We start from the raw sequence: 14,397 nt of genomic DNA on the forward strand, positions 1-14,397 counted from the left end.
ATGAAACCGTTGAACGCAACGAAAACGATGAAAGCTGTATTTTGCACAAAGTATGGAGCACCGGAGGTTTTACAAGTCAAAGAAGTGAATAAGCCGGCTCCGCAGGACGATGAAATTTTAATCAAGGTGCATGCGACCTCTGTTACATCCGGGGATTGCCGAGTTCGCGGCTTTAAAAGTCCATTTTTATATCGGCTCCCCATGCGGCTCTTCCTCGGAATAACTAAACCAAGACAGCCGATTTTAGGCGTGGAGCTTACGGGAGAGGTTGAAGCGGTCGGCAAGGATGTCAAAAAATTCAACATAGGCGATTCCGTTTACGCGTTCACGGGCATGCGTTTTGGCGCCTACGCCGAATATGTCTGTCTCTCGGAAAAGGACCTGGTCACGCATAAGCCAGCCAATATTTCTTATGAAGAAGCCGCTGCTGTTCTATTCGGCGGAACGACGGCGCTGCATTTTTTTCGCAAGGGGCCTTTGCAAAGCGGCCAAAAGGTGCTGATTTATGGAGCTTCCGGGTCAGTAGGCGCTGCCGCAGTCCAGCTTGCCAAGCATTTTGGAGCAGACGTTACGGGCGTATGCAGCACCTCTAATGTGGAATGGGTAGGGGCACTCGGCGCAGATCATGTTATTGATTATACGCTGCATAATTTTGCGGAAACAGGCGAGCGTTACGATATCATCTTAGATGCGGTGGGCAAAACCACGAAAGCACATGCCCGCAAGGCGCTGGCGCCGAACGGGACATTTTTAACGGTGGAGGGACAGGGCGTCGCGAAGGTGTTTGTGGAGGATTTGCTGTTTCTGAAGGAGCTGATTGAGCGCGGCGAGCTCAAAGGCGTGATCGACCGGAGCTACCCGCTGGAGCAAATCGCTGAGGCGCATCGCTATGTGGATCAAGGGCATAAAAAAGGCAATGTGGTCATTGCCGTGCAGTAGGAGGAAGAACGAACTAAGCGCGGCAAAGCAGTTGTTTTACTTCCCTATTCCTTGTACATTGGTAAAAAGGAAGGGGAAGGCTATGGAAACGGAGCAGAATGTGCTATATGCGTTTAAATCGATTCAACAACTGGCTTGCAGTCCGAATCAGCCTGAGTACTTATTTCAAACCCATTTTCATTGGATGCTGATTGGCATGGCAGGGGCTGGAGCTGTGAGCATGGAGCATGGCCGAATGGAGCTGGCCTCGGGTACGGCTATTTTAGGCAGCCCAGGAGACTGCGTATTGCAAACAGAAACCGAAAATGGAGAATGCCGGGTCTTTTTTATAGAATTTATGCCCCTATCTATTAGGATGCCAGCACAGGATGGCAGCTTAGCGGAAGCGGGGGCTATTTATTTGCATATGTACAATCACGCACCCAATGCAAGCGAGCTTATTGCACTGGCAGAGCAGCTATTTTCGACTGCAATCACACATCCTGAAGTGCCACAGCGCAGCTTAACGGCACATATGCTCATTCAGCAGATGATGCTTTGGTGGGTAAAGGATCATCAAGCGGGCCATGATGAGCGCTGGACAACCGAGCAGTCGGTTTTGGCCGCTTTGCGTTATATGGAGTCGCACTACACCGAAGCGCTGACGAGAGAACTATTAGCTGAAAAAGCTGGAATTTCCAGCACCTACTTCTCCGTATTATGCAAAAAGGTGTCGGGGTTCAGCCCTTCTGATTTATTGGAACGGCTTCGCGTGCATCGTGTATCGGAGCTGCTGCTGCAGGAGCACGGGCATAAAAGCAAGCTTGATGAATTGGCGCATCGATCCGGTTTTCGTGATGCCTGGTATATGAGCAAGCGATTTCGCAAGGTGCAAGGGATGAGCCCTACGATGTATAAGCAAGCTTTTGTACCTGAGCGTATCGCCTCCCTTGAGTATCCGTATACCTACCATTTTATTGCCCTTGGGGTAGTGCCAAGCATCGCCCGCTTCAGCAGCAGCAGCCATGAGGTTATCCCGTTAGACGTTCGTGCTAAGGTGACGGAGCTTCCCATGCTTGCCTCTATGGAAAGCCAAAAAAAATGGCTGGAAATAAGCAAGCCCCAGCTTATTGTAACGAGCAGCATGGAGAGCGTTCAGGAGAGATTTCGCTCGCTGGCGCCAGTTGTTCATATCCCTTGGCTAAGTTTGAGCTGGCGTGAGCATTTGAAATGGATTGCACGCCTAGTTGCAAAGGAAGCCGAAGCGATACGTTATATCGAAGTGTTGGATCAGCAGGCAAAAAGACTGCGGGAGAAGCTGCAAGACAGGATTGCTCCCAATGCGACGGTCAGCCTATTCAAAATCGAAAATAACCGCTGCTACTTATATGGCATAAGGGATGCCGGATGCATTTTTTATGAATTTCTCGGCCTGCTGCCGCATCCGGTTATACAGCAGCGTTTGGCCCAAGATCCTAACTTTCATAGCATGGAAATTTCAATGCGCCAAATGGCTGATTTTGCTGGCGATATCAATTTTATTATTTTGGTGCCCGATGTGGGCGAGCAAAATGATTTGCTGCGAATGAATGAGCATTGGCGGCAGTTTGAGCTGAAAAATGAGAGACCGGTTATTTATTTGGATTACCGCGAGTGGCTGCACTATGATCCCGTTCATATCGCTGATCAACTTACGAAAGTGATGCCATTGTTTTAATGAACAGCATAGCTCGTTAACAATATGACCAGCAGCTTTTAATAATTGGATATAGCGACGCTCCTTATTCCTCCCTATAATTAATAATGATTATCGATATCACAAACATAGAGGGGAACATGAGAGATGCGCACAAAAATGATTTTCATCGCCAGCCTGCTGGTTATTATGATGGCAGTATCGGCATGTGGACAGAGCGGGGCGGCTAATCAGAGCAAGCCTGCACAAACTGCGGAGGCGGCGGCTCCAGTAGAGGAAGCACAAACCCGAAAGGTGACAACCGTAAATGGCGAGGTGGAAATACCCGTTAACCCCCAGCGGGTTGTAGCAACCTACTATCTTGGTGAATTGGCAGCACTCGGCATTAAGCCCGTTGGTGCAGTGGAACGCCAGCTCGGGAAAGCAAGCCCCAATCTGGCTCCGTATTCGGAAGGAATTGCGGGTATCGGCGATTTCCCGCCGAATTTGGAGGCCATCGCTGCTTTAGAGCCAGATTTAATTATCGCAACGGATTTTGACAATATTGAATATGCAGATTATTCCAAAATCGCCCCTACTGTCGTCATTTCGTGGAGTACCGACGATGTCGCAACGAAACTGCGCTCCATTGCGGCACTTTTGGGCAAGGATGCCGAGGCGGAAGCCTTTATTCAGGAAATGGACGCCAATGCGGCTAAAGCAAGAGAAGCGATAAAGGGGCATATATCCCAAGAGGAAACGGTAGCCATTATCCGCTTTTTTGGCAAATCCATTCGGGCATATGGCGGACGCGATATTGGTTATGCTCTGTATCACAGCTTGGAATTGACGCCAACGCCGCTGATCAAACAAGCGATGGAACAAAATCCAAACTTCACGAGCACGGAGGATGTATCGCTGGAGAAAATTCCGGAATATGCAGCAGATCGTATTTTTGTCCTCGTTTCCGATGAAGAAGCCGACAGCCAGTATAATGAATTGCAGAAATCGGCCATCTGGGCTAATCTTCCGGCAGTGAAAAACAACAAAGTATACAAAATTCAAGCTGACAAGTGGTTTGCTTATGACCCTATTTCGATTAACGTCACGGTTGATGATGCTGTTCGCATACTGACTGGGGAAGGCGATAAAGAATGACAACGGAACTGGAGTTATATGATGTAACGATTATCGGCGGCGGGCCGGCGGGCTTGTATGCCGCTTTTTATAGCGGGATGCGGGATATGAAGACGAAGCTGATCGAGGCGAAGGAGGAGCTTGGCGGAAGGCTGTTGATTTACCCGGAAAAAATGATTTGGGATGTCGGCGGGCTGAAGCCTACCCGTTGCGAGCATTTGATTGCTCAGCTTATCGAGCAAGCGCAAACCTTTGAACCAACCATTGTGCTCGGCCAGCAAATTACGAACCTCGAACGGCTGGAAGACGGGACGATGATCGTTACTTCGGATACGGGGGAACAGCATCATACGCGTACGCTTATTTTAGCGCTTGGTTACGGAGTCGCCAAAGTTGCGAAGCTGGAACTGGAAGGAGCGAGCCGCTTCGAGGTGACGAACTTGCATTATACGGTGACGGATTTGCAAAGCTTTCAAGGCAAACGCGTGCTGCTCTCCGGTGGTGGCGATACAGCGGTGGATTGGGCGATGGAGCTTGAGTCTATTACTGCCAGCGTTACAGTGGTGCATCGCCGCGAGCGACTGGGTGGACATGAGAAAAATGCGAGATACGTAGAGGAGTCTTCGATTAACGTATTCAAGCCATTTGCAATTGCGCAATTGCATGGCAATGGTGATGCGATTGAAGCGGTCACTATTGCACGTACAGATGGAGATGGCGCGTTGACGGAGGATACGCAGCGCTTAGACGTCGATGCCGTCATCGTCAATCATGGCCAGCTCAGCGATTTTGGACCAATTGTAGACTGGGGCCTAGATATGGGGCAATGGAGTATTGCAGTCGATGAGAAAATGGGAACGAATTTGCCGGGCATTTTTGCAGCGGGAGATACAGCGAGCTTTCCCAATAAGCTGCATTTAATTGCCGGAGCTTTTAATGATGCGGCGATTGCCGTGAATGGGGCCAAGCTTTATTTGGAGCCGAAAGCGCCTTCTATGGCCTATGTTTCTTCACATAACGCAAAGTTTAATGAGCGGAATAAAGCCCTTCTGAATAAAGAGCACGAATAGAAAATAGGGATCCCATAAAAAAATCGTTTTTTCACAGCTGGGCGGCGAATGCATCCCTTTTGTGAGAAAACGATTTTTTGGGTTTAGCCAACATCTGAACATCCGATCATCCAACATCCGAAAACCTGTCGCTAGTAACTGAGAGCACGATCTTTTTTCCCATTCAACGCTACAAAAGCGGCAAACAGCAGCAGGACAACGCCAGTAAACATAAACCCTTGAAGCGTATTGAAGGGCAGCCAGCCTAACAAGGAAGAGCCTACAACTACCCCTAAGGAGAAACAGGCATAAAAATAACCGTATGCTTTCCCGCGCAGCTCTGCTGGCGTTGCATTAATCAGCATCGTATTAATCGATGGAAACAGGAAGGCAAAGCCGATCCCATATAAACCGAGCACGCCATATAGAGTAAGAGTCGTCGTCGATTGGCTAATGAGCAGCTGGCTTAATCCCATTAAGCCTATGCCGAGCGCCATCGTTTTGGCTGGGGCAACGCGGTCAAAAATACGATTGGTCGGAAGGACAAAGATGAGTACCGCAATAATGCCAAACGTGCTCATTAAAGTGCCGCTTAACCTCGAATCATATCCTAAAGACTGCACGTGCAATGGCAGCAAATAAGCGATAACGCCTTGGGAGAACATTAAGAAGAAAGCACCGCCATACGCTTTGATCACGCCCGCATTAAAAATCGAGCCTGCTGGCGAAGAGGCAGCGTCGTCCTTCTCTTTTTTGGCAATTTTATATTTGCTGAGAAAAATGGCCGATAAGATGGCAAGGGCAAACCCCATCACGGCGACGCAGGTGAACACGAAGGGTACGGACGTTTTGCTGGCCATAATGCCGCTGAAAGCAGGACCGATAATGGCGGCCAGCCCAACGAATGTGCCGGTGAAAGCGACTTTTTTCCCTTGCTGGCCATTAATCGTCGTGTTTGCCGAAAAGGTAAATGCTGCGGGAACAATTAATCCGGCAACAAAACCGTGAATGATTCGGACGATGATCAATAATAACGGTTCTTCTACAAAATGATAGAGCAGCAGAGCGCTGCTGGATAGCACCAGCCCCACCATTAAAATCTTGAAGGGCCCGATCCGGTCCGTCATAATCCCCGATAAAATATTGCCGAGCGTATTGGATAACGAATACAGCCCGATGACAAAGCCTACAATAAATGAGCTGGCGCCGACAGAGGCTGCAAACGTACTCATGACCGGAAGCTGGGAAAATAAATCGAAAAAGGAAAAAAACACAATGCTGTATACGAGCACCGCATAGTTGAAAGTCCGTAAGCTATAATTGGCCTGCACCTTCTTCAGCTTCCGGTCCAGCACAAAGTTGCCGAATGGCACAAAAGCGGCGATGGCAGCTGCGGCAGACCAAAGCAGGCTCCACTTCACCCGAATCGCGGCATAAAGGATAGCTGCTGCATATAAACAGAATATCCCCCCGTGAATGCTCCCTACTATCGTTACGGCTTTATCGAACCCCCAAATATATTTCAAGGGCATCGCGATGCCTAGCAACACTAATAAAGAAATACCATCTAGCAAACCGGCTATACGTAAAAAATAAATTGGATGTGACCGCACTTGTTTTGCTCCTCATTTATATTTTGAAAGGAATACTCTATTCTATCACTTTATGAGTAGTGAAATAGGATAGACACTAAAGATTCAAAATTGGAAAAGAGGAGTACAAGAGGCAACTCAAAGCGGGTCAACGCTGCCTCCGCTCCAAATCATCCACATAATTTTTGGCTTCCTTGAGGCCAACACCGCTTACTTCCCGGTATTCCTTGATCGCTTGAATCCTTTTTTCTGCGGCGATCAGCATAAGCAATCGTTCATCTATATTTGCTGCTTGATTGGAAAGTGTATCTTATATGATGGTTCATTATAACATAACATTTGGCCTGCTCTTGCTTTTAGAAAGGGGGCTGTGCTTAGCTCCATTCACTTGCATCAAAATCCACTTATTGGGTAAAGCTAACTTCGATTATTCTCGGATATTTGCAGCATAAGGGGGTGGACCATCATGATGAATGACACGAAGCTGTTCGAAGAGCTTCACCATAATGTGAAGGAAATGAGAAAGCGCATCGGGCACAGTCCAGACGTAGTTATTCGCTCGTTCATGATGGGCCGTTTGGGCTTTCAGGCTGCGCTTATCTATATCGATGGCTTGGTCGACAAGCCGATGATTCATGAACAAGTGCTCAAGCCGCTTTTGCATCTGGAGAAAAACGCTGCCGGATATGACAGAAGGGCGACGATAGCCGAGGCGATTATTTCGGCAGGCGAGGTGAAGGCGCAAAATCAACTTGATGCTTGTGTCATGGAGGTGTTGTCTGGCAACACCGTATTGCTTTTGGATGGGACAGATACGGCGCTCGTCATTGACACTCATGGCTGGGAGCGCCGCTCGATTGAGGAGCCGGTTTCGGAAGCGGTCGTGCGCGGCCCGCGGGACGGCTTCACCGAAACGTTGCGCAGCAATACAGCCATGCTCCGCCGCCGTATCAAAGACCCGAGCTTCACGATGGACATGTACAAAATCGGCAGGCGCTCCCAGACCGATATCGCTTTACTGTACATGAAAGGGCTCACAGATGAAGCGTTGGTGGAGGAAACGAGAAGCAGGCTGAAGCAAATTGATATTGATGAGGTGCTGGAATCCGGTTATATCGAGCAGCTCGTTGAAGACAATGTGATGTCGCCATTTCCTCAGGTGCAAAATACCGAACGGCCTGACCGGGTGGCGGGTGCTTTAATGGAAGGCCGGGTTGCTATTCTAATCGATGGAACCCCTATTGCCCTCATTGTGCCCGTAACGTTTGCGATGATGATGAGCTCGCCAGAGGATTATTATGAGCGCTGGCTGCCTTCCTCGCTCATTCGGCTGCTGCGTTATGGAGCAGCTTTTATCGCTCTGTTCCTGCCTTCGCTGTATATTGCTCTTATTTCCTATAACCATGGACTTATTCCAACCAAGCTGGCCATATCGATTGCTGCAGGCAGAGAGGGCGTGCCGTTTCCCTCAATTGTAGAAGCGCTCATTATGGAAATTACGCTTGAAATTTTGCGCGAGGCGGGGCTGCGGCTGCCAAAGCCGATTGGACAAGCGGTTGGCATCGTCGGAGGACTTGTCATTGGTCAAGCCGCGGTACAAGCTGCAATTGTCAGTCCGATTATGGTTATCGTCGTGGCGCTGACGGCGATATCCTCGTTTGCTTTTCCACAGTATGGGGCGGGTCTGGCGATTCGCATTTTGCGCTTTGGCATGATGATGGCGGCTGCGGTACTGGGCCTTTATGGGGTCATTTTGTTTTATATTTTGATTACCGTTCATATGACCAGGCTTAAAAGCTTCGGCGTTCCTTACCTCTCGCCGTTTGTGCCAGCGCGCCCTTCGCAGTGGAAGGACCTTTTCCTCCGTTTTCCGCTCCATATGTTGAAACGGCGTCCCGCCATGGTCAGCCCTCAGGACGATAAGCGGCAGAAATAGAGACAAGGGGAATGCAGCATGAAGACAAAGGATAGGAGCAAGGAATCGATTACCGCTACTCAAGCCGCGATGATGACGGCGAAAGCAATGATCGGCACAGGCATTCTCGTGCTGCCGCAAAGCGTTGGCAAAAGTGTGGGAACGCCCGACGGATGGCTGTCTGTTCTGCTTAGCGGCATATTGGCTATGATGTTCGGCTTCATTATTGTAAAGCTTAGCCAGCGCTTTCCCGGCAGAACCTATTATCAATACAGCCAGGAAATTATTGGAAAATTGATCGGTTCCTGCGTTGGGGCTATGATGTGCCTGTATTATATTTTTTCCGCTGGCTACTTGCTGCGTGTCATGGGGGAGGTTGTGCGCATGTATTTGCTGGATAAAACGCCGATCGCCATTATCATGCTCACATTTATGGGGGTTGCCATTTATATGACGACAGCGGGAATCAACGCGATCGCGCAGCTTATCGAGATTTTTTTGCCGATCATTGTCCTGATTATGGTTGCTTTTATCGTTTTCAGCTTCGGTGACTTTGAGCTGGACAATTTGCGCCCGGTATTGGGGGAAGGCATTGCGCCGGTGCTGAAAGGAATTGAGCCATCGATTTTATCCTACAGCGGGTTTGAAGTGATGCTGTTCGTGACGGCCTTCATGACGGATGCCCGCAAGGCGCTCAAGGCAACCTTCGCCGGAATCGGCTTGACAGCGGTGCTATATACGCTGGTTGTTGCTGTTGCGATTGGCTCCTTAACGGTGGAGGAGGTGCAGACCGTAACGTGGCCAACGATGTCAGTCGCAATGAACATTGAGCTGCCCGGCGGATTTTTCGAGCGATTCGAGTCTTTGTTTACCGTCTTGTGGGTTATATCGATGTTTACAGCCTTCGTGATGTACCATTATGGAGGAAGCTTGGGGTTTGGACAGCTAACGGGCAAAAAATTTCAGCTATTCGCCTATTTGTCTTTGCCTTGTATTTTTTTGATTGCCATTTGGCCAAGCAATTTGAACAAGCTGTTTAAGCTTGGCGACTATATCGGTTATGCTTCGTTTTTTATGTTCGGCACCATTCCCATTATTTTTTTTATAGTGGCGGCGGTGAGGAGGGTGGGGCATGGAACTAAAAATAAGCGCGCGTAATCGATCTGTTGTGCTGCTCATGCTCGTCATCCCTTTGCTGCTGACGGGCTGCTGGGATCGTAATGAAATTGAGGAAACGGGCATTGCGCTTGGAGTCGGCATTGATTTTCCAGCTGGACAAGAGGAAGGGGCCAGGCCGATCATCGCCATGACCCATCAATTTGCCCTGCCCAACCAGTTTTCGGAGAGCACCAGCAGCAAGGTGCAGAAGGATTACGTCAACATGTCCAGCGCTGGGCCAATCGTCTTCGATAACATTAGAGAGCTGTCTACCCGATCTGCAAGGCCACCTAATTATGAGCATCTGCAAGTCATTGTTATTAGCGAGAAAGCGGCTCGGGAGCTTGATCTGAAAAATGTCATTAACTTTTTTCTGCGCAATACCGAAACACGGCGTTCCATCCGCGTCGTCATTTCTCACGGAAAGGCGAGCGATATTTATCAACAGCAGAAGAGTACGAAAACCCCGGCTTTGGAGCTGCGCGAGCTAACGGACAATTATCGCAAGACGCTGCGTATTCCTCCGGCGCTAACGCTTGGCAATATGTCGGAGCATCTGACCGGGCAGTCCAGCTTTGTCATTCAAGGCGCAGGCAACTCGCCAGAAGGGGCGAAGCTCACGAGCGCAGCAGTCATTAGGGGGACAACAGCCCGGATGATCGGCTTTCTCAGTGAAATCGAGACGGTGGGGCTGAACTGGCTGCTTGGCAACAATCACTCTAATGGCATTGTGGAGGGGATTGAGCCGGACAGCGGCGCCATGCTTGGTTATGAGGTGCGGAAGATGACGTCCAGCATTCAGCCGATCGTCCAGGGGGACGAAATTTCTTTTCAGGTGAAGATTAAGACAACGGGCAAGCTGCGGGAGGATTGGGCATTTCCTGGCGACGCATTTGATGCTGATTTCATCAATCGTGCAGAGAAGGCTACGGCGGTCATGATTAAGCAAATGGCGGAAAAAGCGCTCGCCAAGACGCAGCGCCAGTACAAGGTTGATGTAGCGGGTTTCGGCAAGCGCCTCAGCATTAAGAAGCCGGCGGTATGGAAACGGGTGAAGGATGGCTGGGAGGATCGCTTTAGTCGAATGCCTGTTTCTATTGTGGTGGAAGTTGATATTCAGGAGTTTGGCACAAGAGGAACGAAGCGAAATTAGACCGCGTTGAAGACTAGGAGAAAATAGTCGACAGCGCGGTATTTACATTGGAATGGATAGAATAAAAAAATATAAATCCTACTATTACTTTATGGTAGAATTGTTAAGAATAATATAATTTAGCTTAATGTAATGGTGCCTAAAGCGCCAGAATCTATCATTATTTTAAGCGATACAGTATAGCGATATAATTGAGGGGGATTTTTGTGAAAAGATGGCTTGCTGCAATAATGGTTGTCATTCTATTTGTATATCCGATGCTGCTGCCACCAAAAGCATCTGCAGCGGGGACGATGTTTACATCCGTTGCTTCACAACTGGGCACCACAATGGCGCTGGATGCAAGTGGTCAAATCTGGGCTTGGGGCAGCAACATATCTGGTCAATTTGGAGACGGGACAAACGTTTCCTCGCATACTCCGAAAAAGATTACGGTCATGGATAATGGCGCAACTGTGACGTTCAAGGAAGTGAAGCCAGGCTTCAATTCCGCACTTGCCTTGGACACGAGCGGGCAGCTGTGGTCGACAGGAGATAATGGAGATGGCCAATTGGGACTTGGCGCTGGGACTGCGAGTACGATGGTCTGGACAAAGGTTGAAGTGATGGACGGCGGTACAGCTGTCACCTTTAAGAAAATCGCCTCCCTGCGCACTACTTCGCTTGCGTTAGATAGCAATGGAACGCTTTGGATATGGGGTTTCAGAACGTGGACGCCTGATCCTTATGTCCCTACTAAAAGGGAATTGACGGACGGCAACGGAGACCCTGTCGTTTTTGAAACGCTGGAGGGAAATGAGGAGAACGGAATCGCAATCGATTCGACGCAGCATATTTGGGAGATTTTCCATGGCCAGTATATGCCCACGCCATTAGGGGTGATGGATGGCGCGTTGGAAGCCGAATTTCAATCCATCGCAGTCGGAGCAGGCTATGGTACGGGTACGTTTCTGATGCTTTCCATCGACAGCATCGGCAACGTATGGACCTGGGGAGGAAATGATCAAGGGCAGCTTGGTGATGGACAAATCTCCAGCGATAGATGGTTCCCAGAGAAAAATCCGGTGCTAGACAACGGGAACCCGGTGAAGTTCACACAAGTTTCAGGAGGCAACAAGCATGTTCTGGCGCTCGATGAAAACGGTGATATGTGGACATGGGGATTGAATGCTGCCGGGCAGCTTGGAGACGGCACAACATTAAATTCCGCTCCCCATAAAGTAGCCGTATCGGATAATGGTACGTCTTTTCAATTTGTCTCTCTAACTGCCGGTTTTGATGTATCGTATGGGCTTGACCAAGATGGCCGATTATGGTCGTGGGGAAGTGAATATATGCTTGGTGATGGGGGAAATGGCACCGGGTCGCAAGCAACGCCTGTGAAAATATTTCTGCAGCCTGCGATAACGCTGCAAACGTCGGTAGCATCGTCTACCTATCTCCAGCCGATTACTTTGACCGCTTCCCTTACTGGTGATCTTGACATTCCGACAGGGAACGTTGAGTTCAGGGACGGGGGCTTGCTGCTGGGCTCCTCTTCACTTGCTGCGAACGGAACGGCAACCTTAACGGTTTCGTCACTGCAGCCGAGAACTCATACCTTCACTGTACATTATGCAGGTGATGACTATTATTTAGCGAGATCAACGAATAATTTGGCCTTTCAGGTAACGATGCCAGATGCGCCAGTTATTTCTATAACGCCATCAACGACCGCACAGACGAATGATCCGGTAACGCTGAACGTCACCACGTCAACCTATGGTATTGGCAATTCGCTGCACAGCTTGAAATGGCTTCCGGGCGATCATGGTGCGGCCGCATTTGCGGGTGCTGGAACCGACCTATTGGCTGCTGGAAGCTTTGATGTGGCCAGCAATGGCAGCTATACGGTTTACGCCAAGGATTTGGCAGGCAATGAAACGGTGAGAAAAATGGAGGTTGCGAACATTGTTCCACTACCGAATGACAGCCTCATCAGCCCTGTGGCTGCCAGCTTTGATAAATACACGGGAGCAGTGGCAAATGTTGACGTGGCAACGGGGCTGACGCTGAACGGCAACACGCTTAGCAGCGTTGCTAACGGCGCAGCGGCGCTCGTTCTAGGAACGGATTATACTGTAACAGGCAGCACAGTAACGATTCTGAAGGCATATATGATGTCGCAGCCGGTCGGTACAACGAGCCTGACATTTATGTTTAGTGGAGGAGCAGCTCAGACGCTGACGATAACGGTAGGCGATTCTACGCCAAGCCCAACACCGACACCGACACCGACACCGACACCGACACCGACACCAAGTGCTACACCAAGTCCTAGCCCAACGGCCACACAGATTCCGTCACCAAATCCAGCTTCGACTTCTTCTAATGTACGGCCTAACTATCAAATTGTGACGGATTCGTCAGGCAGAGTTGTGGTCATTGTTGATCCTTCTGTACTGGTAACCGAGAAGAAACCGGATGGAACGAATGTTCAAAAGCTGATGGTCCCGGAAAGTATTTTGAATCAGGTTGCTGGCCAGTTAAAGGACCCAGCGAACCCGATTATTATAATTAGAATCGACAATAAGGAAAGCGCCGTTCAGGTTCAGCTTCCAGCTTCATCGATTGCAGCTATTGGGAAGACTTTCTCGAATGCCGTAATCGAGGTCGAAATAAAAGGCTCCAGCATGCAGCTTAAGGCTAGCGTGCTTGATCTGGAGAAGCTGGCGAAGCGGCTTGGCGTTTCCGTATCCGAATTGAAAATCAATTCAACGATGGAGCAAGTCAGCGATACTGTGCGTAATGAGCTTACACGGGTTGGAAATGACAAAGGGTTCAGTCTGCTAGGCAGCGTTGTTGATTTCAAAGTAACGGCTGAAGCGAACGGGCAGACGGTTGACATAAGCGATTTTGGTGGGACGTATATGGTTCAAGCCATTGTAATTGATCAGACAGTCGCGGGAGATTTGGTTTTTGCCGTGCATTATGATCCTGCGACTAGACAGGTTTCATATATTCCAACCCAATTGGGCGAAAGAAACAACGGCAGCAAGCAGGCCGTCATGAGAACTCCTCATCATAGCATCTATGCTGTAATCAGGAAGGACGCTCCTTCTTTTGCCGACATGCAAGGACACTGGGCGAAAGCAGAGGTTGAGCAGCTTGCTGCCAGGTTCATTGTTAATGGCATTTCCGCTGAGCGTTTCGCTTCGAATGACAGCATTACGCGGGCTGAATTTGCTTCTTTACTCGTGCGCGGAATGGGAATCTCTTTAAAGCATGACTCCGAGTATAAAGGTTTTACGGATATAGCCCCGACTGCATGGTATGCTTCTGCGGTAGAAGCAGCAGTAAGAGCCGGACTTGTTCAAGGACTAACCACTGAGCGCTTTGGGCCCAATGAGCAGATCAGCCGGGAACAGATGGCGGTTATGATTGCCAGAGCATTGACGATTGTCTCCAAAGACGGAACTGAGCCAGTAGATAGCGGGGCGCAGGCTGCATTTGCCGATCAGGATCTGATCTCCCCGTGGGCTGAGACCGCAGTTGCCGAGACAGCTAAAGCAGGGATAATTACCGGAATGGCCGACCAAACATTCGCGCCTAAAGACTTTGCAACTAGAGCGCAGGCGGCAGTGATGCTGAATAGATTTTTGCAAGCAGTAGGATTTATCGGCTAATACGATTCTCATATGTTTCATAGATAACGACTAGGCAAAAGGCACCTGTAACTTGCAGGTGTTTTTTGCTTTTTTAAATGAAGCGAAACGCCCAGCAGGGCAGGAAATAAGACGAATTATGTCGAATCATTTTAA

Annotated in this window: 10 protein-coding genes; 8 read left to right on the plus strand and 2 right to left on the minus strand. The window is 49.3% G+C overall.

The window, feature by feature from the left end:
• Positions 1-27 precede the first annotated feature (27 nt).
• From ASF12_RS25615 to ASF12_RS25630, 4 genes are all read left to right on the plus strand, one after another.
• Positions 28-939 (plus strand): NAD(P)-dependent alcohol dehydrogenase, encoded by a 912-nt coding sequence (locus tag ASF12_RS25615; protein WP_056041449.1) that lies wholly within the window; start codon positions 28-30, stop codon positions 937-939.
• 82 nt (positions 940-1,021) lie between these two features.
• Complete coding sequence (locus ASF12_RS25620; protein ID WP_056040902.1) at positions 1,022-2,635, plus strand: helix-turn-helix domain-containing protein; 1,614 nt, start codon at positions 1,022-1,024, stop codon at positions 2,633-2,635.
• A gap of 126 nt (positions 2,636-2,761) precedes the next feature.
• A complete protein-coding gene (locus ASF12_RS25625) occupies positions 2,762-3,751 on the plus strand; it encodes an ABC transporter substrate-binding protein (RefSeq protein ID WP_056040904.1) in 990 nt (329 codons plus the stop codon).
• Entirely contained in the window at positions 3,748-4,800 is a 1,053-nt protein-coding gene (locus ASF12_RS25630) for an NAD(P)/FAD-dependent oxidoreductase (protein ID WP_056040906.1), read from the plus strand. The genes ASF12_RS25625 and ASF12_RS25630 overlap by 4 nt, the downstream gene beginning before the upstream one ends.
• Positions 4,801-4,931: 131 nt before the next feature.
• Here the strand turns inward: ASF12_RS25630 and ASF12_RS25635 are convergent, their stop codons facing one another.
• Complete coding sequence (locus tag ASF12_RS25635; RefSeq protein WP_056040909.1) at positions 4,932-6,392, minus strand: MFS transporter; 1,461 nt, start codon at positions 6,390-6,392, stop codon at positions 4,932-4,934.
• 127 nt (positions 6,393-6,519) lie between these two features.
• Entirely contained in the window at positions 6,520-6,636 is a 117-nt protein-coding gene (locus ASF12_RS34025; protein ID WP_081419046.1) for a ribosomal protein L7/L12, read from the minus strand.
• 201 nt (positions 6,637-6,837) lie between these two features.
• Here ASF12_RS34025 and ASF12_RS25640 point away from each other — a divergent pair, with 201 nt between their 5' ends.
• From ASF12_RS25640 to ASF12_RS25655, 4 genes are all read left to right on the plus strand, one after another.
• Positions 6,838-8,307, plus strand: a complete 1,470-nt coding sequence (locus tag ASF12_RS25640; protein ID WP_235533281.1) for a spore germination protein — start codon at positions 6,838-6,840, stop codon at positions 8,305-8,307.
• Between the two features lie 18 nt (positions 8,308-8,325).
• Entirely contained in the window at positions 8,326-9,444 is a 1,119-nt protein-coding gene (locus tag ASF12_RS25645) for a GerAB/ArcD/ProY family transporter (protein WP_056040911.1), read from the plus strand.
• On the plus strand, positions 9,419-10,597 hold the full coding sequence (locus tag ASF12_RS25650; protein ID WP_056040915.1) for a Ger(x)C family spore germination protein: 1,179 nt from the start codon (positions 9,419-9,421) through the stop codon (positions 10,595-10,597). The genes ASF12_RS25645 and ASF12_RS25650 overlap by 26 nt, the downstream gene beginning before the upstream one ends.
• A 206-nt stretch (positions 10,598-10,803) precedes the next feature.
• Entirely contained in the window at positions 10,804-14,262 is a 3,459-nt protein-coding gene (locus ASF12_RS25655) for an S-layer homology domain-containing protein (protein WP_056040918.1), read from the plus strand.
• Positions 14,263-14,397 lie beyond the last annotated feature (135 nt).

This window comes from Paenibacillus sp. Leaf72, from assembly GCF_001422685.1.
In the GTDB taxonomy this organism is placed as follows: Bacteria; Bacillota; Bacilli; order Paenibacillales; family Paenibacillaceae; genus Pristimantibacillus.

What these genes read in the sequence shown, in the direction of transcription:
- ASF12_RS34025 (WP_081419046.1), bottom strand. Translation starts at nt 6,636, where the DNA reads ATGCTGATCGCCGCAGAAAAAAGGATTCAAGCGATCAAGGAATACCGG.
- ASF12_RS25650 (WP_056040915.1), top strand. Translation starts at nt 9,419, where the DNA reads ATGGAACTAAAAATAAGCGCGCGTAATCGATCTGTTGTGCTGCTCATG.
- ASF12_RS25620 (WP_056040902.1), top strand. Translation starts at nt 1,022, where the DNA reads ATGGAAACGGAGCAGAATGTGCTATATGCGTTTAAATCGATTCAACAA.
- ASF12_RS25615 (WP_056041449.1), top strand. Translation starts at nt 28, where the DNA reads ATGAAAGCTGTATTTTGCACAAAGTATGGAGCACCGGAGGTTTTACAA.
- ASF12_RS25640 (WP_235533281.1), top strand. Translation starts at nt 6,838, where the DNA reads ATGATGAATGACACGAAGCTGTTCGAAGAGCTTCACCATAATGTGAAG.
- ASF12_RS25645 (WP_056040911.1), top strand. Translation starts at nt 8,326, where the DNA reads ATGAAGACAAAGGATAGGAGCAAGGAATCGATTACCGCTACTCAAGCC.
- ASF12_RS25625 (WP_056040904.1), top strand. Translation starts at nt 2,762, where the DNA reads ATGCGCACAAAAATGATTTTCATCGCCAGCCTGCTGGTTATTATGATG.
- ASF12_RS25630 (WP_056040906.1), top strand. Translation starts at nt 3,748, where the DNA reads ATGACAACGGAACTGGAGTTATATGATGTAACGATTATCGGCGGCGGG.